The following is a 24822-nucleotide window of genomic DNA, read 5'->3' on the forward strand; positions in this document are numbered from 1 at the left end:
ATGGGAAAGCAACGCGTTCGCCTCGTCTGGAAAATGCTGGTTGATCAACCGCGGCGCGCTTTGTATACCCTTATTGTGGCGATTCTTCTTACGATGATTGCAGCAAGTCTGGGTACATTCTTCAATGCGCACAATCAGGTTCAGATCCGCCAAGCGCGGGCATCATTTGGTTCGTATGCGCAGCGAGTTTCCGGAAATGAAAATGTCAAAGATTATCTAAGAGAGCTCGAAAGCAACGGAAAAGCCGTTGCTGTTATCCACTCTCGCGCAAATATCTTGGCCCGACAGGGCCAAACTGATGATGCCGCAACAACGGCCGATGTTACTTACCTGAGCGGTCAGGGGGACATGGGCATGTTAATCGCGGGAAACCACCCGGCTTCTGCGGGCGAGGTTGCAGTGAGTAGCGAGGTTGCCCGTCTTCTCGACATAGAGCTAGGCGGAGATATCGCCCTCGCGGATCTTGAAGGAGAAGGGAAAAATTCTCCTGCAACATTTCGCGTGGTTGGGATAATCGAAAATCCGGCTTCTATTCGCGACCACACCGTCATAGCGGTCACTGATAGCACGGAGATTTTGGGAAGAGCGGATTCGTGGCTGACGGATGATCCGCTCATGCCGCTTGCGGACGAACTCGGGCAAGGCCAGGCGCAGGTGGCAACGCCTGATAGGGTAGCGCATCGCGCTTCCGAGAACGCGATAGCCTACCAGGTCATCCCGGCCTATGTCGCGTGGTTTGTCGGGGTATTTGTTGTGTGCGCTGTTGTTTTCGCGGTTTTTGCAGCTGATAGGCAGCGGCGCCGTTCTGTCCATAATGTTCTTCGGTCGCTTGGCGAATCCCCGTTCAATGCGGCCTTCCATGCATCATTATCGACCGGGCTCACCATGGTGATCGGTGGGATGATCGGGTGGACGGTAACCCAACTGATTGTTGCTGGTAGTGCGGAACGGGTTGGCGTTTTTTATGAAGAAAGATGGACCGGACCATTTACCGCAGATGTCGCGCAAGGGTCCGTTGTTTTATTGCTGCTCTTTGTTCTTGCCACATTCGTGAGTGCGGCCGCAACGCTATTTGCTCACAGGTGGCAGCGGCGTGACTACTACGAAGAACTCTCCTACCGAAAGCTCGGGATCTTAGGGGTGTGCGGACTGGCGGTAACCGCGGTTTTCATCGCCTGCCGGCAGCTTTATATTCTGCCCTGGGGGCATCAGCTCGCGCTGGTGTCGGGAGCATTATCCATCCCGGCATTGGGCTATTATCTTGCGCTCGCTTTCCAGCGGCGCACCATTTTCGCGAAGCTCAGTGCGCGCTTGCATAAGGTTGCGCTGGTTGCCCTCGGATTAGTTTTTGTTACGAGTTACTCGGCCGCGCTTTTCAGTAGCGCCGTCGCCCTCCAAAATAACTGGATCACACGGGAGATTGCCGGTGAAGACAGCTATTTGCAAGTAGCCTATGCCTCGAAAGCCTCGGTGGTGAGTCTGAAGTCGCGTTTCCCGGAGATCGCGACCCAGACAAGTATTTTTGGCGAACCTGAAAATGGGGAACGAATGTACCGCTTGGTGACCTTGGACGGTGCGGATTGCCTCGATATTGGCGCACGCTTGGATAAATGTAACCGGATCGATATGGACGGTGTTTTTCTCGCTTCCGGAAATATGAAAGACCGCGATTTTGTCAATCACGCGCCGGCGCATATGGTCAGCCCGGACGGAAAAGTGGTTGTCGTTGAATTCAGCGCATCTGATCCAACGGTCACCAACATGTGGGTTGTGGATAACGTTATTCCAGACGAGAAGCTGAGTAACAACGTTTTCCGCGGGCTTATTTTGGCTCCCGATGATCCGTTAGTCAGTCAGATCGGGCTCACGGATCCCAGCCTTTTCCGCATCACAATTTTTGGCTTTGGCGAGCTATCTGATGACATTCGGGACGGTGTCCGTTCAACGATTTTGACGCAGGCGCCTTTCGCCTTTGTTACCGATCCGGATGCTCCGGAGGACAGACAGCTGCGAGCAGAGGCGATAACTCGGGTCCTCGTAGCACTCCTTACAGCGGGAATCGTGCTCTGCAGCATGACGATTGCTATTGTCTCTGATCAAGCAATTGAGCGGCGTTTGATTGACTTGGGCGGAGGCGGTATCCGCGCCCGAGTCAGGCTTATCGCTCCGCTATTGGGATCCTATGTTGTGACGGTCGCGGCAGCTGCGGTCATGGGCAGGCTGGTGGTTATGGACCGATTGCCATTCACTCCCGCTATCGTGCACCACGATTATGGTTTGCTGTGGATAGTTGTGTTGGTCAGTATCCTCTTCGCGTTGCCCGCGCTGCATTGGGCTGTGCGGAAGCACGATCCAGTACGGAAGGGGTAGCCCGGCGGCGCAGCGCTCGCTGCGCGAGGCGCGTGGTCTAGTGCGCATTCGTGAATGCCCGCGCCGCCGGGCCGGGGAGGTTACCGCTCGGAGCTGAGCCTATCTGCGCGGCTGAGGGCGTAGCGGGCTAGCGCCGTCGTCGTTCCAACCCAGAGAAGTGCGTACACAACATCCGCAGCCGCCGGTGCGCGCATCCACTGCACGTGATACGTGAGCGGGTTGCAGCGCGCGATGACCTGGAGGTACGTGGGCGCGGAGCTGAGCTCGTAGAACAGCGGGGCGGAGAGGACCACCGGCAGCGTGGTGAATGTGGCGAGCATATCGCGCGCCGCGTAGCTATTCACCAGGGCACCTACCGCCGCGCCGAGGCTCACCCAGCCCCACACAACGAGGAGCGCGATGAACGTTCCCGAAAGGAGCGCGGTGGCGTTTACGCTAGTTCCGCCCGCGAACGAAAGACCCAGGTAAGCTAGCGTGACCGCGGCGACTTGCACGAGGAACACGAGGGAAATCACCGCGAAAATCGAGGCGAGATAGGTCCACACCTTCCCGCCCTGCATCATGAAAATCGCGTAGACGCCCCACTTTCTGTCATTGGCGACGTCGGAAGAGGCGTAGCCGAAAGCGCGGAACGTGAGCAGGCAGACGATGCCCGTGAAGGCGTAGCTGAGGTAGCTCCCGCTCTGGGCGTTACCGAGCATCCCGGAAATGCCGACAACCAGAAAAACGAAATATGCCAGCGGCTCGACAATGCGGCCGAGGTAAACGCCGCGCCAATTCCACAGGGAAGCAATATGGTACTTCGTGAGAATAAGTGATTTTTTCATGGGAGCGGGGTTCCTTCTTCGTATGCTTTGAGGGCTTCCCAGAGGTCGGTGCTTCCGGGGCAGTGGGCCATGAACCGCGCGGCCGGCATATCGGCAATAATGCGACCGCCGCGCAGAGCGATAACGCGGGTGCAGTACTCGGAAAACTTCGAGGTTTCGTGCGTGCTCACCAGCACGGTTCGCCCTTCCGTCACCCGGGAGCGCAGGTAGCTGAACACGGTGTCGATGCCGGCGGGATCCAGGCCGGTGGTTGGCTCGTCCAGAATCATGAGGCTGGGGTTACCGATAATTGCGCGGGCGATTTGGGTGCGGCGCAATTCCCCGCCGGAGAGGGTTTCCGCGGTGCGGTCAAGGAGCTGCGAGAGGCCCAGAACCTCCGCAACGCCCTCAATATCAGCGCGGCGATGCCAGCGGCCTACCCGTAGGTCGAGGCCCAGCAGAATATTCTGCGTCACGGTGAGGGACCAGTCGATAATTTCGCGCTGCGGGCACCAGCCGATAGCGCTTTCGGCCACCGAATTGGTGACCGTGCCGCGGGTGGGCTTGATGAGCCCGCCCAGAATATCGAAGAGCGTGGATTTTCCCGCTCCGTTATGGCCGATAACGGCGACCAGTTCGCCCGGGTGCAGGGCAAGATTCACCCCGGTCAGGGCCGGTGTTGATTTCTTCGGGTAGATTTTTTCTACCCCGATAGCTTTGAGGATAGGGGTATCCATGAACGCTTACCTCCAAAATATGCAAAGACTGCCTTAGTGAATGTGCATACCGGAGAGGCCGAGTCCGCAGAGCGCAGAGGCGCCGGGCGCAAGTGGCGCCGGTGCGGGGCGCGAATATAGCGGTGCTCGATAATGAGATACTGGGATACCAGGAATAAAGGTGCCCAAACGGAGCGTCTCGGTTAGTCACCAAGACGCCGTGTATTACTAGAGCGCGGCCTCGCCGGAAAGGGAGGGCTTAGCGTCGGGCACGTACCACGGATACTCCGTTTTCTATCAGTTGTTTATGATGCGTTCGTTAAGTGTAGCTTGGTTTAGCCCGCCGAGGCGCTTCGGCCGGTTGTGCAGTTTAGCCCGCCGAAGCTATTAGCTCCGCGGAACCCGTTAACTCGCCGCGTCTACCAGCGCTTTTTCCAGCTCAATCGTATTGGTGATCGCGGTGAGCGGCTGGTAGCCGGTGCTCGCGGTGCCGTTGATAATAATCGCGGGGGTGCCGCGCAGGCCGAGGGTTTCTAGCCCCAAGGATTCCTGGGCGGCAATGAAGCTGGTGGTTTCCGCGCTGTCACGCGCGGCCCGGAAAGCTTCCACGTCCAAGCCCAGTTGGGTGGCGTAAGCATCGAGGTTTTCATCGGAGAACATCGACGGTGCTTTGTCAGGGTCGTGGCCGGCGGCAGCTGCGCCGTCGAAAAGAAGAGAAGAATACTCCCAGAACTTGCCTTGCAATCCAGCCGCGTGCGCGGCGGCGGCTGCGCGATCACTGGACACGGTGTCCTTGAAAATCGGGACCTGCACGTACGCGAGGTAAATATCGCCCTTATTGGCCAGCTCCAGGAGCTGCGGCACGGATTCGGCGTGGAGTTTATTGCAGAAACTGCAGGCGTAATCGGAGTAGATCGTCACGTGCACGGGGGCCTTCGGGTCCCCGGCGGTTTGCCCGGAGGCAGTTTCCAGCTGCGGCAGGGCCTGGAGCTGGGTGCGAATCTCATCGGGCTGGGTGGGAATGTAATCCTGCCCGGCCACCCAACCGCGATCCGTGGCGAGCTGGGTGTAGCGCGTCTCAACGGGGCCGGGCGTGGTGTTCAGTCCGCCCTGGCCCGGAGTGCCTTGCCCTGCGCCGGGGGCGGCCGGCGCGGTGGCGGTTGCGGTGGGATGCGGTGCGGCGCTGCCCCCGAAACGCCCGTTGGACGAACCGAGGGTAAGCAGCACCGCGAAAACCACCAGGGCAATAATCGCCAGCACGGTGATCATCACCCAGAACCCGCGGCTGCTGGGATGCTGTTCTTCTTCCCCAGCAGGTGCGGGAGGTGTGGAAGGCGGCCACGCCGGGGCGGCGCCGGTAGCAGCGCCCGTGCCAGAAGCCGGGCCGGTACCAGCGCCCGCGGCTGCGCCGACGCTCGGATCCGGGCCCACGCCCGCACCCGAACCCGCCGCTGCGGGCGTACCGTACTGACCCTGGAACCCAGATTGGCCGCGATCCACGGAGTCAGGAGTTCCCTGGCTCATTATTCCTCCACCCAGCGCTCAATCGTGCGCACGAAATGTTCCGCATCTTCATCAGCGAAGATATCAAAGACCACCAGATTCACATTCGAGCGCGGATTCTGGTGCAGCCACTGCGCCACGGTATCCAGCGCGATCCGCGTGGCTTCCGCGAAGGGGAAATGCGAATGGCCGGTGGCCAGCGAGCAGAAGGACACCGAAGTAATATCGCCCTTTTCTGACGCCAGGTCGAGGCAGCGAGTGTAGCAGCTGGCCAGCGCCGCGCGATCCGCATCCGTGACCTCACCTTCCACCGTGGGCGGCAGGGTGTGGAGCACGTAGCGCGCCGGCAGGCGATACCCGCGAGTGAGCGCCGCTTCGCCCGGTTCCAGTTCGCGATCCGACATCGAGTACAGCGTGGCGCAATCATTGCGCAGCCACGGTCCGGCCTGGCCGTGAATCGCCTGGTCAATGGAGGGCTTATTGTAATCGCGGTAGCCCAGCAGATTGGGGCGCGCCCCGTTGATCACCGCGTCCACCACGAGTTCCCGCGCATCCCCGCGCCACATCACGGTCTTGTCGCGGGCGGGGTATTCGGATTCCGGCATCATGTCAGAAATACGAGCCAGGTGGCGGGCCTCGGTGCGCCCCAGGTAGCCGGACAGCCGGTACAGCAGCACGTCAATCGCGCGCGAGACCTCCTCGCTGACTTCTTCAGGATCGCGCTGGATGAGGCGGTGGTTGAGTTCGGTGAAGAGCTCCCGGTCGGTCATTTTCGCCAGGTTGCCTTCCAGGCCGCCGAAGGCAATCTCAAAAAGTTCCCGGTCGGTGCGCTTCGAGGCGGCGGGCGCGGGCCACTCGTCGTCGAGCTTCAGGGCGTCGCGATATTCAGCTAGGTTGAGCATTATTCTCCTTATTCTGGGTCCGAACAGGGTTCCCTAGTACAAGGGTACCGGGCAGAAACGGTTTTCGTGCGCGTATGCACAGGGCCCGTGGCCGCGTGCGCCCGCGCCCGCCCCTGTGGATAACTTCGCGGTATCCCCGGGGAATGCGTGGCCGCGCCGCCCGGCACGCTAACCTAAAGCTATGACAACCTGGTTAACAACCGCTGAATTGGCCGAACGTTGCGGCACGGATACCTTCACTACCCTCGCCGCCCTCGAACTTTTAGGTTTGGCCGACGGCGCCGCGCCCTCGCCGCTCGCTTCCCGCCACGGTTTAGCTGATGTGGGGCGCGAAAGCGGGGCGCTGTGGCACGCGGATTCTGAGCGCTTGCTGCGCGCGGTTGTGGATACCGATGCGAGCGGCACCGGCGCTGCGGAGCCTGTGGATAACGAGGTGCAGGGTGTGTTGCCGCTCGCGGGCGTGGATGAAGAGGTTGAGGGGTACGACGACGCCGCAGCCAGCCCCGCTCCGGCCCAGCCGGCCGGTGGCGGTAGCCCGGTCGGCAGCCCCCGCCCGGGTTTTGCCGCGGTGCTCGCCACCGATGGGGCGTGCTCGGGTAATCCGGGGCCGGGCGGCTGGGCCTGGGTGGAGCAGCTCAGCGGGGCGCGGAACAGTGGAGGCGCGGCCCGCACCACGAATAATATTATGGAGCTGACGGCGCTTATCGAGGGCTTGGAATATGTGGCGGCCCAGCACGGTGCCCAGGCGCCGCTGCTTATTCGCGCTGATTCGCAATACGTCATTAATGTGATGACGAAATGGGCGCGCGGCTGGCGCGCGAAGGGCTGGAAGAAGGCGGACGGCAAACCGGTGAAGAACCGCGATCTCGTTGAGCGCCTCCTTAATCTTTACGAGGCCCGCACCGGCCGCACCGAAGTGGAGTGGGTCAAGGGCCACGCCGGCGACGCCGCCAACGAGCTGGTGGACTCCCTCGCCGTCGCCCGCTCCCGCGAATTCTCCCGCCGCGGCTAACCGCGCGTAGTTTCCGTTCGGAATCCGGGCTTGCGTTTTCTTGATGATCTGGTAGAGTTATCTCACCAAGACCGGTACCGCTGCTCCCCGGAGCAGTCCAGGGCCGGTCCTCGTTTTCTTCACCGAGCATGGAAGCACAGGAGCGAACATGACTCAGGCAACGAAAGTATTCAAAACGCATGGCGACCAGATAGCCCTATTGTGCTCTCGTGGCATGCGTATTGACGATCCTGCATACGCGCGTTTTGTTTTGGAACGGGTGAATTATTATCGTTTATCGGGCTATTGGTATTCATTCAGGCAACCGTCCGATAAAAAGAATCAACGCCTAGATGATTTCGTTCCTGGTACTAGCTTCCATGATGTCGTGGAGGTTTACAACTTTGACGAACGTTTACGATCTGCCGTTTTCTCTTGTCTCACCACCATTGAGCTTGCATTGCGATCAATGCTTGGTCACGAACTGGGCCGCATCGACCCACTTATTCATTTACATCCTGAACTGTTAGGCCCGTTGGCCCACCAGAAAAATTCGCGTACAGCACCTTCCGGCCAGTATTTGGCGTGGCGTGCCAGATATGACAAAGAGCTATCGGGATCGCGTGAAGATTTTGTCGAACATCACCGACGCAAGTACGGCGGTGAGCTTCCCATTTGGGCTGGTGTGGAGATCATGGGGTGGGGATTGCTTACTCACCTGTACGAACTCTCGCCGATTACCGTGCGTAATCTTATTGCGGCCCGAGCCGGACTGACATTAGTCCAATTCACATCATGGATTAAAACGCTGAATATCATGCGCAACTATTCCGCTCACCATGCGCGTATTTTCAATCGCGTCTTTACCCTCAAACCGCGTTTTCCAAAGGTTGGAGTGCACCCTGAACTGGATGTTGTTCGGGCAGCGGCCAGTCGCTGCTTCGGTCAGCTCACCTTGATTCAGTACTTGCTGGGGGTGCTCAATATTGGAGATAGAGACCTTTTACCAGCTGTATTAGCAACGTATCCCGATGTGGTCACCGTACCTATAAGCCATATGGGGGCACCGAACAAATGGCAGGAACTCACGTTATGGCGGCAATGATGACGTTCCTAGATGATGGGATTGATGAATAGGTGGAGCGCTGAATTACTCACAGTGAAAGCACCTTGAGTTCTTCACGGGAATGCCGGAATTGACGTGGTGGTAGGGAAGGTTCCACTACAGCAAAATCTAGGAGATATTTGCTGGATTCTTGGGTAATATTGAACGCGCAGAAGGTGGGAACAAGGTCTCCCATCATGTCCAAGGAGGGTCTAGCGGACGTAAGCGCCGCTAGGTTCTCCTTTCTTTCTGATCCAAGATTCTGGTTTTTCCAAATTAAATTTGCTAGGATGTACCTTATCAAGACCGGTTCCGCTGCTCCCCGGAGTAGTCCAGGGCCGGTCCTCATTTTCTCCGTTTTCTCCGCTGGGCACGGGTTGTTTTTCCGAGGTGTACTTCGGATGTCGTACATGCGAAGTACACCTCGGACAACACATGCTCCCTCCCCAGGTGCTGGTGTGACTGCTGAGGTTTGTGAGGTCCCCACTCTCTTCCGCCCGCTAACGTGGCGGGGTCCGCGCTGGCCGGCGGCTGCGCCGTCGGCCTAAACTGCGCCGTCGTACCACACAGACCCGCGCGTACGATGCCGCGCAATAGCGCCCGCCCGCGCTCGCCAAACGCCCACGCCCACCAACCGCCCCCCACGCAACAACCCCCGCATCTCCAGTAGAATCCCTCCATGACTATCGGCCCGATTGCGAAGAAGATCCCTACCGAACGTACTTTCCACGGCGACACCTACGTCGATAACTACGAGTGGCTGCGCGATAAATCCGATCCGGATGTCCGCGCGCTCCTCGACGCCGAAAACGCCTATTTCCGGGAGCAAACCGCGGGGCTGGGCGATCTGCGCGATAACCTCGTGGCCGAATTCAAGGCGCGCACCAAGGAAGCCGACCGCGCCCTGCCCTACCGCGTGGGGGACTGGTGGTATTACCGGCGCACTTTCCAGGACCGGCAGTACCCGGCGATGTTCCGCACCCCCGCGCGCGGCGCCGCCCGCCCGGACCTCAACACGTCTTTCCCGGAATTCCCGGTGTGGGACGGCAACGAGCTCGCCCTCGGGGAAGAATTCTTCCTCTGCGGCGGCTTCATGCCCTCCCCGGACGGCAAGCTCGGCGCGATGAGCGTGGATTTCACCGGCGATGAGCATTTCACCCTGCGCATTTTCGATATCGAAACCGGCCAGATCGTGGACGATTCGGTGCGCAATATCGGCTACGGCCTGGCCTGGACGGCCGATTCCAGCGCGGTTGCCTATTCCCGCGTGGACGATTCGTGGCGCCAGTGGCAGGTCAACCTCCACCGCATCGGCGATTTCAACGACACGATCCTCTTCCAGGAAAACGACGAGCGCTTCTCCGTCGATCACGAACAATCCCGCAACGGCAAGTGGATTATTATCCGCTCCGCCTCGGTGACCTCCTCGGATGTGCGGTTTATTTCCACGGAGAATATCGAGCAGCGCGTCAAGATCCTCGACCGCCGCGAGGGCCTGGAATACACCGCCGAACCGGCCGGCGACCAGGTCCTCATCGTCCACAACGCCAACCGCCCCGATTTCGAGGTGGCTTCCGCGCCGCTGCGCACTTCCACCCCGGAAGAATGGGATCCCATTTTCGTGCCCGAGGAAGGCGAGCGCGTCGATTACGTGGAGGCTTACGCCGGCCACGCCGTCATCTCGATGCGCTCCGAAGGCCAAACGCAGCTGCGGGTCATGCGCCGGGAACGGCCGCTTTCTGCCGCCAGCGCCATCGGTTCGACGCCGCCCTTAGCGGTCACTTCCGATTCCGGGACCGTTTCCGGGAACGACGACGCCGCCACGTTGGCGCCCGCCCAACCGGCCGCGGACATGCCGGCCGCGCTGGGCGCGCCCGCTCCCGATGCGGCGAACGCTGCGCCGGCCGCGCCTGCGCCGGGCGCGCCGGCCGCCAATCATGGCTGGTCCGCCCCGGTGGCCATCCCCACCGGCGAGGGCAGCTTCGTGGAAACCTACCCGGAGGGCAATTGGTTCACCTCCCGGGTGGTGTTCACCGAGCAGTCCATTCTGGAACCGCCCACCCAAAAGGCCTTCGACCCGCGCACCGGCGATATTGAAGTCCTGCGCACCCTCGACATCCCGGGCTACGACCCCTCGCTCTACACCCAGGACGCGGTGTGGGTGACCGCCCGCGATGGCGTGGAAATCCCGCTCACGGTGGTGCGCCGCGCCGATATCCACCCGGACGGCACCAACCCCGGCTACCTCTACGGTTACGGTAGTTACGAAGTGTCCAACGAGCCCTATTTCTCGATTTACCGCCTGAGTTTGCTGGATCGCGGCGTCGTTATCGGGTGGTCGCATATCCGCGGCGGCGGTGAACTGGGGCGCCAGTGGTACGACGACGGAAAACTCCTCCGCAAGAAAAACACATTTAACGATTTCGTGGATTCGGCACGGTGGCTTATCGACTCCGGCTGGGTGGCACCTGACCGGCTTGTGGCCGAAGGCGGGAGCGCCGGGGGCCTGCTCATCGGCGCGGCGATCAACCAGGCCCCCGAGCTATTCCGGGCCGTGCATGCCGCGGTGCCTTTCGTGGATGCGCTGACCACGATCCTCAAGCCGGAACTCCCGCTCACGGTGGGTGAATGGGAAGAATGGGGCAACCCGGTGGCTTCCCCGGAGGTGTACGCCTATATGAAGGAGTACAGCCCGGTGGAGAATGTACGCGAAGGGGTGGAGTACCCGGCGGTGCTGGCCACCACGTCGCTTAACGATATTCGGGTGCTGTACGTGGAGCCCACCAAGTGGGTTCAGGTGCTGCGCGAGAAAACGAAGCCCAACCCGGAGCGCCCCATCCTGGAGCGTATCGAGATGGTGGCCGGGCACGCCGGGAAAACCGGGCGCTACGACGCCTGGCGCGAGCGCGCCGAGGAAGTGGCGTGGATGCTGGACCAAGTGGGCGCAACCGAGGTGTACTAAGCGCGCCGCGCCGCGCGGCCGCCGCATAACGCGAGCGGCCCGCGCGCGTACGGCCCGGTCAGTTCCGGCAACGGCCGGGCCAGGCTGCCGCACAACGCGCGCGGCCGCGCCGGCTAGCTAATCCCTGCTTCCGCCAGCGCCGCGGACCACGAACCAAAGCGCTGGCGGATGGCGGCCCCGGAGGGATAGGTGCCCTGGTTGCCCGAATCGGCAAGCCACTCCACGTACCCGTTGTAGCTGACGGTTTTGCCGTTCCGCCGCGCCGCGATGGCGTGGCTGCGCAGCGCATCCACGTAGTCCTCCCGGTCAAATTTCAAGGCCCCGCGCTTGCGCCCGTTGCTGACCGCCAGGCCAACCGCCTGGAGTGCCTCGTTCCAATACCCGGAGAAACGCTTAATGACGGTTTGCGAGGTGGGCGGCCAGGTCAGTTTCCCGCGCCCGGATTCCGCTCCCGCGAGTTCCGTGACGGCCAGGCGTTCGGCGTCGTACTGCTTCGCCGTGAGGGTGAGGTGCGGGTCGGCCGCAATCGCGCCCTGGGCCCGGGCAATGCAGGCGAGCACCTCGTCCACGTCCAGCTCAGAATCTTCGAGCGCTGTGCGCACATCCGCAACCATCTCCGCGTCAAGTGAGGCGGCGGGCGCCGCGGCGTCGTCGCCCTCAGGGGTGTGGATACGGCCGAAAATGTAGAGAATCGCGGCTTCGAGCGCGAGGTGCGAAAAACGCGGCGTGAGGCGGCGGGCGCGCGAGCCACCCGCGGAGGTGCCGAGCCACGGCGTGATTTCCGCGAGGCGCGCGAGCGTGGCCGTGACCGCGCGGGCGGAGAGGTCGGCGGCTTCGTCGATGCCGATGTGGTAGTCGATCCCGGCCTGCGGGCCGCACAGGTCGGAGGCGGAACGGATCGTGAGGAAGGGAATTCCCGCGAGCGCGGCGGTGTGCGCGGCGGCGGTCGATTCCATATCGGTGAGGAGAGCGTCGGGGAAGCGGGTGCGGGTGTCTTCTACGTTCGCGGCCGTGACGAAGGCGTCGGAGGAGAGGACTTCGCCGCGGCGGATGTTCTCGGGGACGGCGGCGAGCAGGGTGGCATCGCCTTCGAAGAATTCGGGGGCGCCGGGGACCTGCCCGAGTGCGTATCCGAAGACGGTTGCGTCCGCGCGGCCGTAGCGGTAGCGGGTTCCGGCGACGACGTCGCCCACCCGGATATCAGCAGCCAGGCCACCGGCGGACCCGGCCGAGATAATGACTTCGGGGCGGTAGCGGAAGAGTGCCCAGCCGAGCGCGCAGGCGGTGGCGACCAGGCCGACGCCGGTGCGCATGCAGAGAATCGGGCCGAGGGCGGTCGGGACGTTCACGCCGGATGCCCCGCGCAGTTCGGTGGGGAAGATGGGCTGGAGGGATTCGGCGGTGGCCGGGGTGGTGGCGTAGAAAGGTTCGGCGCGCAGGGCGGCGAGGACCGGCACGATTTCTTCGTCTTGAGCTGCGATAATGAGGGCGCGTGCCCGGGTCTTGCCGGGGGCGAGGGAGCGGGTGCGGGTAGGGCTCACTTGGCCATCACCTGTTCCCAGGTTTCACGCCCGGCGAGCATGGCGGCTACCGCTTCCTGGGCGGCTTTGAGGTTGTGGTTGGCGCCCCAGCCGCATTGGACTTCGTTCGCGGCCGGAACTTCGGTGGCGGCCAGGATATCGCGGAATGTTTGTTCCACTAGGTCGCAGGTGGCGGGTACGTTCGGTTCGGCGGCCAGCAGCAGGTAGAAGCCGGTTTGGCAGCCCATCGGGGAGAAATCGACCACGGCGTCGCTGTGATTGCGGGAGTATTCGGCGAAGGAATGCTCGATGGAGTGGATGACCGGCATGGTCAGGTGTTCTTTATTGGGCTGGCAGAAGCGGATGTCGTATTTGGTGAGGACGTCCCCGTGCGGCAGGTGTTTGATATCGGCAACCCGCACGTAAGGTGCGGAAACTTTCCGGTGGTCGAGGTTGAAGGACTCGACGTTCATATGCGGCACGGCTCTTCCCTTCTTTGGAACGCGATATGTGTGGCCGGGGTGCGGGCCCGGTTGTGCTGGGCTCGCGCGGTTCGGCTGGGCCTGGCTGGGCCCGCGTGAGCCTGGCGAGGCTTCGCCGGGCTCTGCTGGCCTGGCCGGGTCCGCCCGGCGTATTACAAACAACGGCTATTGTATCTAGCTTTAACAAGTGCGGTGAAGCGGTCTCAGATTCCCAGGAAAATTCCAGCCTTGGTGCATGGTATTTTAGGGAACCTCGGGTTATATAGAACATGTCAGCGGAAAGCAACGGGAGGCGTGGACCCGTTCCGCTGCCGGGAGACTGGTTATCTCCTGGGGACAGGCTCAGTCGCAGCCAAGATGAACCCGGATGGTTCCCATTCCATCCGCTGTTCTAGCGCGAGAGTCTTCAGAAGGCCGGGGGAGCGTGGACCCCCGGCCTTCGCCATGTCTGCCGAGCCCGTTACTGGTGTGGGGCGAACAAAGTGGTACTGGAGCTACAATCAATGGCCAATTTTCTGTTCTGGAGTACCACTTTGTTGGAGCGTCGGCCTATCGCGGATTCTCCGCAGCAACTATTTCCTTCAGCCGCGCCTCGCCGGCTGGGTTGCCTTCCAACACCAGGTAGGAATCGAAACGCTTGGTCGGGGTTTCGGGGACCAGCTGCGCGGCCTCGCGCCGGTTGCCGCCCAAAATGGCGAACTCGTTTCCATCCAGCGCACACAGAATATCGGTGGATGCCGCCGGCTTGGTTTCCGCGGGCTCCCCGATCCAGTAGGAGCGCCCACGCTCGCCGCTCGCAGCTTGCGCGGCGCCACCCGCCGGCACATCCGCCCGGTTATCCGCAATAAACGAGGCGTAGGGGAAGTGCGTGATCGAGTCCGGCCCGCGCAGCGAACACCCGGCGATCCGAGTATCCGACGTGAATACACGCCCGGCCAGCTCGCCGGACATCCCGGTCTCCCGCGCCTTCTCCGCCGTTGCGAGCGCTTCCAGCTCGGCGTTTTTTGGTTGCACGACGACGCTGCCATCGGCCAGCGTGTACTCGACCTGATCCTGGACCCACGCGCTTCCGTTCCACGTGAAACGCCCACGCACGCTGGCCTGCCCACCGAAACTATCCAGCGGCGCCCAGCTCAGGGAGATCTGGTCCGCCTGCATATCCACCACGTCGACTCGGGGAGCACGCGCGCTGCCATGCCGGTAATCCTCGGGCATGATCTGGGCGATGGGCCGGTTGGCGCCGTCGTACCACGCGAAGGTGACCGACGGAGTTTCCGGCGCCGCTTCGGGCCCGGCGCGGCGGATACTGCTCGTGAAAATAACGCCGCGTACGGGCACCCCGCCCAGGGTGGTGGCGCCCAGATCGTCCATCCGGATTTCGAAAAGGTTTGTGCTCGGGGTGGCGCCGGCGGTGACGGGTGTGCGCGCGGGGGTGCCGCGCTCGGTGTCGTGGAGGAGGGCGGTGCCGTTGGTGAAGGGCACGGTGACCTGGGCGGGTTCTTTGCCGGGGTAGGTGCCGTCTCCGTCGCGCACCGCCCGCGCCAGGTAATCGGGGAGGGCGAGTTCGGAGCTGGCCAGCGCCGCGAATTCCGGCGCGGGAGCGGCGGCGGTGGCGGCGCCGCTCGAACCGCCGGGGCCGGTGGCGCTCGCGGCAGGCGCGCTGGAATCGGGTGACGCGGCCGAACCGCCAGAATTCGTGCATCCGGCGAGCGTGAGCGCGAAGGCGCTCGCGAGGGCCAGGGCTGGGGGAGCGAATCGTTTCATGGGTTCTCCTTCGCGGATCGGCGGGCGGCGCCCGCGTGTGCAACGCTGCACAGCTGTTATTCTACGGGTAGATAGCACGCATATACCCGGGGGTGCGCAATGAAAACAATGACGTCTTCAGAGTCGCTGGCGAACTACGCGGACGTTCTGCGATCCGCGGTAGACGACCACGAACCGGTGGTCATCACCCGCAGCGGCCAGCCGCCCGTGGTGATCCTCGCGCTGGACGAGTACACCTCCCTGCGCGAAACGGTCTACCTCATGCGTTCGCCGCGCAATGCTCGGCGCTTGCTTGATGCGATGGAACAAATTGAGGCGGGCGGGGGAACCGACCATCCACTGTGCGAGGTTGCCAAGTAGTTTCGCGCCGTTTCCCACGCGCCGGTTTCGCTCCAGTTCCCGCGCCGCAGCCTCGTCGCAACCGCGCTCACTCCACCTCAAAATCCCCAACCTTCACCGTGGCTTCCCCGGACGAACACGAATTCATCTGCTCCCCGTGGGAAACGGAATACACGCTGGTGCCCGTGTACCCCACCGCAAGATCAAGGTCCGGCACCTCTTTCCCCGGGCACAGCGCGCCGGGATTAATAGCGTCCACCTCCATGGCGATCCGCTCGCCCGGCCCCAGCACCACATCCGCCCCGGTCGCGCTGGTCGCCGGCGCCGGCTCGGTAAACATATTCCCGTTGGCGCTGATGGGAGTGACCTCGAGCTGCGCCGGAATGAAGCACGGCACCCGGCCGGTATTTTCCACCCGCAGCACGTAATACCTATGCCCGGCGCCGCCGTCCTGATACTCCAGCGTGGTCGCCATTTCCGCGGGTGCGCAGCGCGAGGGTGAATCCGTGCTCGCGGTCTCTGCCGGCGCCTGTGTGGGTGCGCTCGCGGCATCCGGCGGCGCGGATTGCGTGGCGCTGCCCGAACACGCGCTGAAGAGTAGCGCCGCGGCACAGGCCACGGGCACAAGCGCGAAACGTTTCATGGTTACCTCCTTCATGCAGGCGTGCGTACCCGCGTGGTTGTTGGTACGACGACGCCGCAGCAGCGGGGCGCCACCAGGCCTGCGAGTGAACCTGCACCACCGCCAGTCTACGTCGCTCCAGTAACCTGCGCCACAAAATGGGGTGATGTGGGGTGGGGCCGCATGGGCCGGAAGGCCCGATCGCTAGTTAAAGGAATAATCATGCGGGTATATGTAAATAATAGCAATTAACCAATAATCCGCTTATTTGCGGGCTTGTGGGCGTTGAATGGCGAAAATGCGGTGGCATTCCCGAGAAAATCCCAGAAAATTCCAAGCCGAATCTGGCTTTTCTGCCATTAACTGTTCCCCGTAAAATCGTGGCCCAGGCAAAGGGTGCCACTCTCACCTAGATGTATATTCCTTGAAAGGATAACGATGAGGTCCCAGACTCACCGCGTCGTCGCTACCGCTCTCACCGCTGGGGTAGCCGTTGCACTTGTTCCGGCCGGCACCGCACAGGCCCAGCCGGTTTCCGGAGCTGGCGAGGTACCCGTGGCCGATGCCGCGCGTCCCGTGCTGAGCGTGGAGGAAGCCGAGCGCAATGTGGCCGCGGCGCAGGTGGAAGTCCAGAATCGCCAGGCGGAACTCGATCAGGCATCCAAGAAGAATTCCGCCGCGCAGGATGACCTCAAGAAAGCGGAAAATGAGGCGGCCACCGCTGCTACTGCTACCCGGGAAGCTGAAGGGAAACTTGGTGCCGCCCAGAAAGAGCGCGATGCCGCGCAGCAGGCTGTTGAAGAGGTAAAAGAAGCGGGCCAGGCCGCCAAGGATCAGCTGCAGGAGGCCAGCGCTCAGGCGCAGGACTCGGCCGAGCGCGCCGATGCCGCGAAAACCAAGCATGACGAAGCGACTGCCGATCTGGAGCGGGCAACGGAGAAACTCGGCGAGCAGCAGAAGCTGGCGCAGCAGAAGGCCGCGGATGTGGAAGCCGCCAATCAAGCGTTAGCGAAGGCCGAAGAAGCCGAAGCTGCCGCTAAGGCCGTGGAGAAGCGCCTGGATGAGGAAGTCAAGCAACTGACCGAAGCGGAAAAGGCTGCTCAGGCTAAGTTGGACGAAGCGCAGGAGAAGCTGAGCAAGGCCGAAGCCGAGCGCGACGAGGCGCTCAAGCAGGACAAGGCCAAGGTCGATGCCGAAACCGGCGCGGTAGCCGCGGCCATGAAGCTCGCTGAGGAGAAGGCTGCGGAGCGGGTAGCTGCTCAGCAAGAAATGGAACGTACCCAGAAAGAGCACGAAGCTGCCGAGCTGAAGCTGGAGGCGGCCAAGAAAACCCAGGCGGAAGCCGGGGCTGCGGCTGAAAAGGCGAAGCAGGAAGAAGCTCGGCTGGCTACCGAGCTTGAAGCGTTACAGCAAGAGTCAGCGCAGAAGGTCGAGGCTGCTGGCAAGCTCAAGACTCCGATGGATAATGCGAAAAAGGAGCTTGATGAAGCGCAAAGCAAGGTAGCGTCAAAACGGGGAGAAATTAAAAACGTAGAACAAGCGATTAGAACCGCTCCGAGTGATGATGTGAAGAAGGTTTTGCGAGCGCGTCTCGAAGAACACCGCGCCGATCTGCAAAAACTGGAAGCACAGGTTACTGAAAAGCAGAAGTTGCATGCCGACGCTAAGAAAGCCTATGAGGCATCGGCCGCTCAGCGCGATGAAACGCTCGCAAAGTTCGAGAAGAAGCGGGAAGAACGCTCTGGGGCCATCCTTAAAAAGGACGAGACTGGGCAGAAGTTGAAGGATGCTCAGCAGGTGGCCAAGGATCTCACCACGGAGGTTGCTCGCAAAAAGGAGGCGGCTGCTCAGGCGAAAACCGCCGCGCAGGAAGCAGATGCAGCAGTAACGCAGGCGAACGTCGACTTGCAAAAAGCCCAGCAGAAATTGACTGAGGCGAACGCCGCGGCGGAGCAGAACAAAACTGCGCAGGATGAAAAGGTGGCGGCTGCCCAGGGTCCGCATAATGACGCGCGTGATAAGCATACGGAAGCCGCGAAGAAGCTGGCTGACGTCAAGGGCCAGGTAGACGGGCTGAAGCAAGGCTGGGCTGATGCAGAAAAGAAGCTCGCCGCGGCCAAGTCGGATGCGAGCACCGCGCGCGAGGCGGCCCTCCAAGCTACGAAGGATCTCGGCGATGCAAACGTGAAGCTAGAAGCCGCGCGCGAAGCTGAGAAGGAAACCGCTCGCAACCTGGAGAATGCGCAGAAGGCTGCTGCCCAGCAGCAAGCTCAGCTGGAGCGCTTGATCGCCGACGCGCAGAAATACGACGAGCGCGCGAAGCACCTGCAGCAGGCTGCCGAGGCGGCTCGGCTTGCCGGTGAAAAAGCAGAGCAGGCCCGGGCTGCGCATGAAAAAGCAACCCAGGCTGTCGCGGCGGCGCGCGAAGCAGCGCAGCAAGCGCAGTCCGCGCAGGCTGAAGCGAAGAAGAAGCTTGGCGCGGCGACGGTCGCCTTGCATGCCGCCGAGCAGCAGCTCACCTTGGCGCGCCAGCAGGCCCCGGCCCCGAAGCCCGATGTGCCAAAGCCGGACGCACCCAAGCCTGATGTTCCGGGTGTGAAGCCGGCTCCGCAGCCGGATGTACCCACGCCCGGCGCTCCGGAGGTGAAGCCCGGCCAGCCCGAGGTGAAACCCGAAGTCAAGCCTGGCGTGAAGCCGGAGACCAAGCCCGATACGAAGCCGAGCACCCCGGCGCAGCCCGAATCTCCCACGGCTCCCGCTGCGAAGCCCGCTGCACCTTCGGCACAGCCGCAGGCCGCTGCTGCCCCGGCCGCGCGCCAGGACACTTCTGCGCCTGCTCAGGCACCCGCCAAACCGACTCTGGCCGCCTCCGGCAGCGAGGCACTCGGTTCCATCGGCGCGGCCACGCTCCTGCTGCTCGCCGGCGGGGCGGTGGTTATGGGCCGCTCCCGCGCCCGGCACGCCGCGAAATAACTGCAAAAACCCGAAATAACACAGAGCCTCGCGCGACCGTAGGAGCGCTGCCCCGCACTGGCAGACACGGGGCAGCGCTCCTGAGGAAATCCCAGAAAAATCCAAGCCCGATCCGGATTTTCTGCTCTTAACTAGTCCCGTACGTCCTCAATCTGGCCCGCGCGCCAGGCTCACCTACACATATTCCGAAAGGATCACGATGAGGTCCCAGACTCACCGCGCCCTCGCGACCGCTCTCACCGCCGGGGTCGCCGTCGCCCTCGTGCCCGCCGGCGCCGCGCAGGCCCACCCGCTCTCCGGCTCCGGTGCCTCGGCCAGCACCCCGCAAACGCAGCGAAATATCGAGCAGGCGGAGCAGAAAGTCGCCGACGCGCGCGCCGCGGTCCAGGCCCAGCAGGCTGAGGTGGATCGCCTCGCCGCCCAATCCGCCGCCGCACACAACAACCTGAAAAATGCGGAAACCGCCGCTGCCACAGCTGCCACGGCCTCGAAGAGCGCTGCGGACAAGCTCAGTGCCGCCGAAGCCGAGAAAGTGGCCGCGCAGCGCGCTGTCGATGAAGCAAAAGAAGCGGGTACCGCCGCCAAGGACCAGCTCCCCTCGGCCCAGGAAACCGCGAAGGATTCCGCGGCTCAAGCCAAAACCGCTGCCGCCGAGCGCGACGCCGCAGCTAAGCAGACCCAGCAGGCCGCTGCAAACCTGAAAGCCCAGCAGGAAACGCTCCGAGAGAAAACCGCCGACGCGGAGAAATCCGCGCAGGCCCTCACTCGCGCGGAAGCTGCCGAAGCCGCCGCCCAGGCCGATAAGACTCGCCTCGCCAAGGAAGTCGAGCAGCTCAGCGCCGCGGAGGCTGCCGCGAAGGCCAAGCTGGCCGAGGCGGAGGAAAACCTACGCAAGGCCGAAGGCGCACGCGACGCTGCGGTTCAAGGTGAGCAGAGGAAGGTCGACGCCGCCGCTAGCCAGCTGGCACAGGCCACCCAGGCCGCGGAAGGGAAAACCGCCACCCGCGAAACCACCCAGCAGGAAGCCCTGCGTGCTCAGGACGCGGTGGTTGCCGCAGCCAAAGACCTCCAAGAATCCCAGAAGGCCGAAACCGCAGCTGAATCAGATGTCAGTGCCGCTGCCAAGAAAGTAGAGCAGCTGGCTGCTGAGCTTGAGCCGCTCGAAGCGAATGTAACGGCCAAGACCGCCGAGGCGAATCGTCTTGATAAAGCCAAGCAGCGGGCTAAGGCACTGTGGGAGAAGGCAAAGAACGACGCAGCGGAGCGTGAACTGTGGGTTCAGGCGGTGGAACGCGCTGCGAAGCTCGATCCGACGGGCCTCAAAGATAAGTTGGAAAAGGAACGTCGGGAACTCAAAGCCCTCCAGGCAGACGTGAAAGTCAAAGAGCAGAAGTACAACAAGGCCGAACAGGATCACGACGTAGCCGTAAATGAGCGCGATGCCGCGATCAACCTGCGCGATTTAAAGAAGGCGGAGCACGATGGCGCCGTCGTCGAAAAGAATAAGGCTGAGCAAAAGCTACAGGAGGCACAGGAGGCGACCGCGCAGCGCACCGAGGCTGAAACTCGCGCGAAGGCGGAGCTCCAGCGCAAGGAGGCGGCGGCGCAGAACGCGGCCACGGAGGCCGCCCAGGCGGAGCAGACCGTGCGTGAGGCGCAGGAGAAGCTCGCCGCGGTGCAGGCGGATGCGGATGCGGCAGCCGCTGGTCTCAAGGAGATTGCCGCGGGCGCCAAGACGGAGCGGGACGCGGCGCAGGGGCGTCACGCGGACGCGACCACGCAGCTCGCCGGGGCGAAAGACCAGGCCACGCAGGCGCAGGCGCGTCACACGGAGGCGGCGGCCAAGCATGCCGAGGCGAAGCGGGATCTCGCGGCGGCTCAGGAAGCGAAGGCGCAGGCCGAACAGGGCGTGCAGGCTGCGAATAAGCAGCTGGAAGCCGCGCGAACCGCGGAAGCGGAAAAGGCGAAAGCCGCGGATAATGCTCAGAAGGCAGCCGCCCACCAGCAGGCTGAGCTGGAGCGCTTGACCGTCGCGGCGCAAAAATACGATGAGCGCGTGGCGCAGTTGCAGCAGGCTGCCGAGGCGGCTCGGCTCGCCGGCGAGGAAGCGGAAGCCGCGCGGGCCGCGCACGAGAAAGCGAGTTCCGCGGTTGCGGGCGCGCAGGAGGCGTTGCGGCAGGCCCAGGCCGCACAGGCGGCGGCGCAGCAGAAGCTCGGCGCGGCGAGTGTGGCTTTGCACGCGGCCGAACAGGAACTCGCCGCGGCTCGTCGGCAGGCCCCGGCCCCGCAGCCGGGCGCCTCGAAGCCCGGTGCTTCGACGCAAGGCGCGCCGAAACCCGAAGCGCCGGCCAAACCCGAAGCTCCGGCGGCCAAGCCCGCCGCGAAGAACCCGGCCGCGGTCAAGAACGCGACCTCCGCAAAAACCGCGCCGGCCCAGAAACTCCCCGAAACCGGCAGTGACGCCAGCGGTGCCATCGGCGCGGCCTCGCTCTTGCTGCTGGCCGGCGGTGCCGCGATGGCCGTTCGCGCTCGCGGCCGGCGCGCCCACTCATAAAAAATCACAATTAACTCCAAGACCAAAGGATAACCATGAGGACCCACACTCACCGCGCCCTCGCCGCCGCCCTCACCGCGGGGGTCGCCGTCGCGCTGCTCCCCGCCGGCGCCGCCGTTGCGCAGCCGGTGCAGAATAACGACGACGCCGGCGCGGCTACCGCCGCGCGAACCGTACCCAGCCTTGCCGAAGCAGAAAAGAACGTGGCAGCTGCCCAAGAAACAGTGGCGGCACGCCAGGCTGACGTGGACCGACTCACCGCGGCCGCCGCGGAAGCGAAAGCCAAGGCTGCGGAAGCCGAAAAAGCCGCGGAACAAACTCAAGCTGCGGTAACGCAGAGCGAACAGAAGCACGCGGATGCCACGAAGGCAGTGGATGCAGCACAGAGGGCTGCGGATGCGGTCAGTGGGGCGGGGAAGGCCGCGAAGGGCCAGCTCCCGCAGGCGGCTGAGCAGGCCAAAGAGTCTGCTGACCAAGCGGCGGCCGCGCAGATTGCCCATGAGAAAGCGGAGGCGAGCGCGCGGGAAGCCGCGGGCGTCGTCGCCGCAAAAGAAGCCGAGCTTAAAGAAAAGGCCGCGGCTGCGCAGGCGGCCGGTGCCGAGCTGACGACGGCGCGCGAGGTGGCCGCGGCGGCGCGGGCGGATAAGGAGCGGCTGGGCAAGGAAGTCGCGCAGCTCGAGCAGCAGAAATCCGCGGCGCTGGAGGCGCTGGTGCAGGCTGAGACGGAGTTGGAACAGGCGAAGGCTAAGCACGAGGAGGTGCTTGAGGCTGAAGTTGCGAAGGTCCGCAAGGAATCGGATGCGGTCCGGGCCGCGCAGGATGCTGTCAAGCAAAAGGAAGCGGAGAAGAATGCCGCGGCAGCGGAGGCTCGCAAGGCAGAAGATGCGATGGTCACTGCTACCGAAGCGGATCAGGCTGCGAAGAAAGCCGTGACCGAAGCAGAGGCGGTTAAGGCGGAAGCTGAGCGCGCGGCTGCGGAATTGGACGCCGAGGCCAAGAAGCTTGAGCAGGCTGAGGGACCTCTTAGTGTTCAGGTGACCGAAAAGCAAGCTGCCGAGAAAGATGCCGAGGCTGCGCTAGCAGATGCGCAAAAGATCGAGAAGATGAAGCGCGAACAGCTCAAAAATCTTGAGGAGTTGGCGAAGAAGGATACCGAGCTGCAGTCCTTGGTAGATCAACAGAAACAAAAGGTCGAGGAAGCTGAGAAGATAACCGCTCAAAAGCAGCAGGCTTTTGAGGACGCAAAGACGGCTCATGCAGATGCGGTGGCTGCACTAGAAGCCGCGCGTAACAAAACGCAGCAGAAAAAAGATGAGCATCAGAAGGCCGTAACCGCAAAGGAAGAAGCGGAGCGGCAAGTACAGCTGGCGACGGCCGCAGCGGAGCAGCGGGCAGAGGAACTCGTAACTGCGAAGGCTGAGTCCGAAAAGGCTACTGAAAAAGCAAGGGATGCAGCGAAAGCGGTTGCCGATGCGCGGGATACGCTGGTAGCGGCGGAAGATAAAATGAACGCCGCCGTTGCCGCTCAGAAACAAGCACTTGAGCAAGCCGAAGCTCCGGTACGTGAGGCGGAGGGTAAGCGCGATGCGGCTAATAAGACAGCCAGCGATGCTACCGAGAAGGTGCGTTCGCTCAAGGAACGCGTCGCGGGACTTGAACCCACCTGGGCGCAGGCCACGGAGAGACTCGCAAAGGCCGAAAAGGATATGACCGCTGCACAGGCCGCCGCGGATGCCGCCAAGGAAGCAGCCACTAAGGCGAAGGCTGCTGCGGAGACAGCTCGTGAGGCAGCGGCGGAAGCTGTGCGTACCCTTGAGGCTGCGCGTGCGACTGCTGCCCAGAAGCAAGCCGAATTGACCCGGCTCGCCGATGCGTCGAATACCTATGACGAACGCCAGTGGAATGTTCGCCTAGCTACTGAGAAGGCGCAGGCAGCCGAGGCGGAGCTGCGCGCGGCTCAGGATGCTCACGCTAAGACGACGCTTGCGCTTGCGGCCGCTCGTGAAGCGGAGGAGTCCGCCCTGAAAGCCCAGGGTGAAGCACAGCGGGAGCTGACCGCGGCGGAGCTTGCCTTGAAGGTGGCTCAGCGGGATCTGGAACTGGCGCGTCAGCAGGCCCCGACTCCGGAGCAGAAGCCGGGTCAGAAACCCGGTTCGAAGCCCGGGAAGCCGGAGAACCCTGCGGTTCCCGAGAATCCGGGGCAGTCACCCGCCGCGCCGTCGCCCTCCCAGCCGGCCGGCAAGCCGGCAGCGAAGCACTCCGCGGCAGAAAATAAAACGACTACCGTGAAGCGAGCAGCGGCGAAGAATGCAGCTCCCACCCAGAAGCTTCCCGAGACCGGAAGCGATATGAGCGGCGCTATTGGTGCGGCAACGCTTCTCATGCTGGCCGGCGGCGCGGTTGTTCTTGGGCGTTCCCGCGCGCGGCATGCGGTGAAGTAGCGGTGCGCTGGAGTTAGGTAGTGGTGCCTGAAACCACGTGTTGCGAATAGGTGCCCCGCTCGGTCAGTATCGTTCTGGCTCCGGGTGGGGCACCTTGTTTTCAGGGCTGTACTTCGTTTGCGTTACGGATGCAGTACAGCTCGAAACTTATATATGCCCGCCCGCGCCGGATTCAGCCCGGCCTGGCGTCGTGAATGCGTTGTCGTACCACGCGCACGCCCCGCTGCGCCGCGTCGCGTGCTAACCCCCGCCGCACTCCCAGCGCTCGCGGCGGTGTGCCACAATAAAACGGTACGTGGGTATTTGATTGCGTGGGAGGTAGCGCTATGGAGAATGATCCGTTCTTTCTCACGCTCCCCGAGGGCTTGCCCGTGAGGGAAAATATGGACGACCAGGCCTTCAACTCAATGATGGCACGTGGCTACGCACAAGCCATCAACGGAGATTCTTATCCGATAGCAGAGGTTTTCGCGGAGCTTGAGGAAGGCATTATTTCTTAGTCTTCCAATGATTTTGCCACCACGCGTTCCACCAGAAGAGAATCGCGCCATCGATGTAGATGAAAATGGCGAAGCCGATCCCGAGTGCGATTTGAAGTACTCGTGACTTCGGTCCGGTAATCATGTCCCACGATGCCCAAAATGCCAAGGGCAGGATAATCGGCATGGCATACAAGGAATATCGCCAGAAACGTGACTCTTTGATATGTGGGCCGGCCATTTTTCTCTCCGTTCTATAGAAAACTACCAGTGCTTGTTTTCGGATGACCGCA

18 protein-coding genes are annotated in these 24822 nt (G+C 62.7%); 9 read left to right on the forward strand and 9 right to left on the reverse strand.

Annotated features, from left to right (window positions below):
• Positions 1-2370 (forward strand): hypothetical protein, encoded by a 2370-nt coding sequence (locus CYJ17_RS02500; RefSeq protein WP_087070119.1) that lies wholly within the window; start codon positions 1-3, stop codon positions 2368-2370.
• An 80-nt stretch (positions 2371-2450) separates the two neighbouring features.
• Here CYJ17_RS02500 and CYJ17_RS02505 read toward each other — a convergent pair whose 3' ends face one another.
• The 4 genes from CYJ17_RS02505 to CYJ17_RS02520 all read right to left on the reverse strand — a co-directional run bounded on the left by CYJ17_RS02505 (position 2451) and on the right by CYJ17_RS02520 (position 6297).
• Positions 2451-3197 (reverse strand): ABC transporter permease, encoded by a 747-nt coding sequence (locus CYJ17_RS02505; protein WP_087070118.1) that lies wholly within the window; start codon positions 3195-3197, stop codon positions 2451-2453.
• Entirely contained in the window at positions 3194-3913 is a 720-nt protein-coding gene (locus CYJ17_RS02510) for an ABC transporter ATP-binding protein (protein WP_087070117.1), read from the reverse strand. Before CYJ17_RS02510 ends, CYJ17_RS02505 begins: the two co-directional genes overlap by 4 nt.
• A gap of 384 nt (positions 3914-4297) precedes the next feature.
• Positions 4298-5416, reverse strand: coding sequence for a DsbA family protein (locus tag CYJ17_RS02515; protein ID WP_087070116.1), 1119 nt, complete (start codon positions 5414-5416; stop codon positions 4298-4300).
• Positions 5416-6297, reverse strand: a complete 882-nt coding sequence (locus CYJ17_RS02520) for a macro domain-containing protein (protein ID WP_087070115.1) — start codon at positions 6295-6297, stop codon at positions 5416-5418. The genes CYJ17_RS02515 and CYJ17_RS02520 overlap by 1 nt, the downstream gene beginning before the upstream one ends.
• Before the next feature lie 181 nt (positions 6298-6478).
• Between CYJ17_RS02520 and CYJ17_RS02525 the strand changes: the two genes are divergently transcribed.
• From CYJ17_RS02525 to CYJ17_RS02535, 3 genes are all read left to right on the forward strand, one after another.
• Positions 6479-7309, forward strand: coding sequence for a ribonuclease H family protein (locus CYJ17_RS02525; RefSeq protein ID WP_101595796.1), 831 nt, complete (start codon positions 6479-6481; stop codon positions 7307-7309).
• 148 nt (positions 7310-7457) lie between these two features.
• Positions 7458-8393, forward strand: coding sequence for an Abi family protein (locus tag CYJ17_RS02530; RefSeq protein ID WP_087070113.1), 936 nt, complete (start codon positions 7458-7460; stop codon positions 8391-8393).
• A 679-nt stretch (positions 8394-9072) separates the two neighbouring features.
• Entirely contained in the window at positions 9073-11355 is a 2283-nt protein-coding gene (locus CYJ17_RS02535) for a S9 family peptidase (protein ID WP_101595682.1), read from the forward strand.
• A 113-nt stretch (positions 11356-11468) separates the two neighbouring features.
• Here the strand turns inward: CYJ17_RS02535 and mtnN are convergent, their stop codons facing one another.
• The 3 genes from mtnN to CYJ17_RS02550 all read right to left on the reverse strand — a co-directional run bounded on the left by mtnN (position 11469) and on the right by CYJ17_RS02550 (position 15121).
• Entirely contained in the window at positions 11469-12896 is a 1428-nt protein-coding gene (gene mtnN, locus CYJ17_RS02540; protein WP_219619192.1) for a 5'-methylthioadenosine/S-adenosylhomocysteine nucleosidase, read from the reverse strand.
• Positions 12893-13348: an S-ribosylhomocysteine lyase gene (locus tag CYJ17_RS02545; protein WP_180948688.1), complete on the reverse strand. Its 456-nt coding sequence runs from the start codon at positions 13346-13348 to the stop codon at positions 12893-12895. Before CYJ17_RS02545 ends, mtnN begins: the two co-directional genes overlap by 4 nt.
• 558 nt (positions 13349-13906) lie before the next feature.
• Entirely contained in the window at positions 13907-15121 is a 1215-nt protein-coding gene (locus CYJ17_RS02550) for a hypothetical protein (RefSeq protein ID WP_101595685.1), read from the reverse strand.
• A gap of 108 nt (positions 15122-15229) precedes the next feature.
• On the opposite strand from CYJ17_RS02550, the gene CYJ17_RS02555 reads away from it, so the two are divergent.
• A complete protein-coding gene (locus tag CYJ17_RS02555; RefSeq protein WP_307886365.1) occupies positions 15230-15481 on the forward strand; it encodes a type II toxin-antitoxin system Phd/YefM family antitoxin in 252 nt (83 codons plus the stop codon).
• A 67-nt stretch (positions 15482-15548) separates the two neighbouring features.
• On the opposite strand, the gene CYJ17_RS02560 is transcribed toward CYJ17_RS02555, so the two are convergent.
• Positions 15549-16103 carry a DUF4232 domain-containing protein gene (locus CYJ17_RS02560; protein WP_159454979.1) on the reverse strand — a complete coding sequence of 185 codons (555 nt, stop codon included), beginning with the start codon at positions 16101-16103 and terminating at the stop codon, positions 15549-15551.
• A 417-nt stretch (positions 16104-16520) separates the two neighbouring features.
• On the opposite strand from CYJ17_RS02560, the gene CYJ17_RS02565 reads away from it, so the two are divergent.
• The 4 genes from CYJ17_RS02565 to CYJ17_RS02580 all read left to right on the forward strand — a co-directional run bounded on the left by CYJ17_RS02565 (position 16521) and on the right by CYJ17_RS02580 (position 24550).
• On the forward strand, positions 16521-19055 hold the full coding sequence (locus CYJ17_RS02565; RefSeq protein ID WP_087070107.1) for a hypothetical protein: 2535 nt from the start codon (positions 16521-16523) through the stop codon (positions 19053-19055).
• Positions 19056-19254: 199 nt separating this feature from the next.
• Positions 19255-21609 carry a hypothetical protein gene (locus CYJ17_RS02570; protein WP_101595689.1) on the forward strand — a complete coding sequence of 785 codons (2355 nt, stop codon included), beginning with the start codon at positions 19255-19257 and terminating at the stop codon, positions 21607-21609.
• A gap of 35 nt (positions 21610-21644) precedes the next feature.
• Positions 21645-24050: an LPXTG cell wall anchor domain-containing protein gene (locus CYJ17_RS02575; protein ID WP_101595692.1), complete on the forward strand. Its 2406-nt coding sequence runs from the start codon at positions 21645-21647 to the stop codon at positions 24048-24050.
• Positions 24051-24376: 326 nt separating this feature from the next.
• Positions 24377-24550 carry a toxin-antitoxin system protein gene (locus CYJ17_RS02580; protein WP_087070104.1) on the forward strand — a complete coding sequence of 58 codons (174 nt, stop codon included), beginning with the start codon at positions 24377-24379 and terminating at the stop codon, positions 24548-24550.
• On the opposite strand, the gene CYJ17_RS02585 is transcribed toward CYJ17_RS02580, so the two are convergent.
• A complete protein-coding gene (locus CYJ17_RS02585; protein WP_087070103.1) occupies positions 24540-24770 on the reverse strand; it encodes a hypothetical protein in 231 nt (76 codons plus the stop codon). The genes CYJ17_RS02580 and CYJ17_RS02585 overlap by 11 nt on opposite strands.
• Positions 24771-24822: the final 52 nt, after the last annotated feature.

This window comes from Actinotignum timonense (assembly GCF_002860685.3).
In the GTDB taxonomy this organism is placed as follows: domain Bacteria; phylum Actinomycetota; class Actinomycetes; order Actinomycetales; family Actinomycetaceae; genus Actinotignum; species Actinotignum timonense.

Excerpts from the sequence above, each read along its gene's own strand:
- CYJ17_RS02500 (WP_087070119.1), top strand. The coding sequence starts at position 1 with ATGGGAAAGCAACGCGTTCGCCTCGTCTGGAAAATGCTGGTTGATCAA.
- CYJ17_RS02505 (WP_087070118.1), bottom strand. The coding sequence starts at position 3,197 with ATGAAAAAATCACTTATTCTCACGAAGTACCATATTGCTTCCCTGTGG.
- CYJ17_RS02510 (WP_087070117.1), bottom strand. The coding sequence starts at position 3,913 with ATGGATACCCCTATCCTCAAAGCTATCGGGGTAGAAAAAATCTACCCG.
- CYJ17_RS02515 (WP_087070116.1), bottom strand. The coding sequence starts at position 5,416 with ATGAGCCAGGGAACTCCTGACTCCGTGGATCGCGGCCAATCTGGGTTC.
- CYJ17_RS02520 (WP_087070115.1), bottom strand. The coding sequence starts at position 6,297 with ATGCTCAACCTAGCTGAATATCGCGACGCCCTGAAGCTCGACGACGAG.
- CYJ17_RS02525 (WP_101595796.1), top strand. The coding sequence starts at position 6,479 with ATGACAACCTGGTTAACAACCGCTGAATTGGCCGAACGTTGCGGCACG.
- CYJ17_RS02530 (WP_087070113.1), top strand. The coding sequence starts at position 7,458 with ATGACTCAGGCAACGAAAGTATTCAAAACGCATGGCGACCAGATAGCC.
- CYJ17_RS02535 (WP_101595682.1), top strand. The coding sequence starts at position 9,073 with ATGACTATCGGCCCGATTGCGAAGAAGATCCCTACCGAACGTACTTTC.
- CYJ17_RS02545 (WP_180948688.1), bottom strand. The coding sequence starts at position 13,348 with ATGAACGTCGAGTCCTTCAACCTCGACCACCGGAAAGTTTCCGCACCT.
- CYJ17_RS02550 (WP_101595685.1), bottom strand. The coding sequence starts at position 15,121 with ATGAAACGATTCGCTCCCCCAGCCCTGGCCCTCGCGAGCGCCTTCGCG.
- CYJ17_RS02555 (WP_307886365.1), top strand. The coding sequence starts at position 15,230 with ATGACGTCTTCAGAGTCGCTGGCGAACTACGCGGACGTTCTGCGATCC.
- CYJ17_RS02560 (WP_159454979.1), bottom strand. The coding sequence starts at position 16,103 with ATGAAACGTTTCGCGCTTGTGCCCGTGGCCTGTGCCGCGGCGCTACTC.
- CYJ17_RS02565 (WP_087070107.1), top strand. The coding sequence starts at position 16,521 with ATGAGGTCCCAGACTCACCGCGTCGTCGCTACCGCTCTCACCGCTGGG.
- CYJ17_RS02570 (WP_101595689.1), top strand. The coding sequence starts at position 19,255 with ATGAGGTCCCAGACTCACCGCGCCCTCGCGACCGCTCTCACCGCCGGG.
- CYJ17_RS02575 (WP_101595692.1), top strand. The coding sequence starts at position 21,645 with ATGAGGACCCACACTCACCGCGCCCTCGCCGCCGCCCTCACCGCGGGG.
- CYJ17_RS02580 (WP_087070104.1), top strand. The coding sequence starts at position 24,377 with ATGGAGAATGATCCGTTCTTTCTCACGCTCCCCGAGGGCTTGCCCGTG.
- CYJ17_RS02585 (WP_087070103.1), bottom strand. The coding sequence starts at position 24,770 with ATGGCCGGCCCACATATCAAAGAGTCACGTTTCTGGCGATATTCCTTG.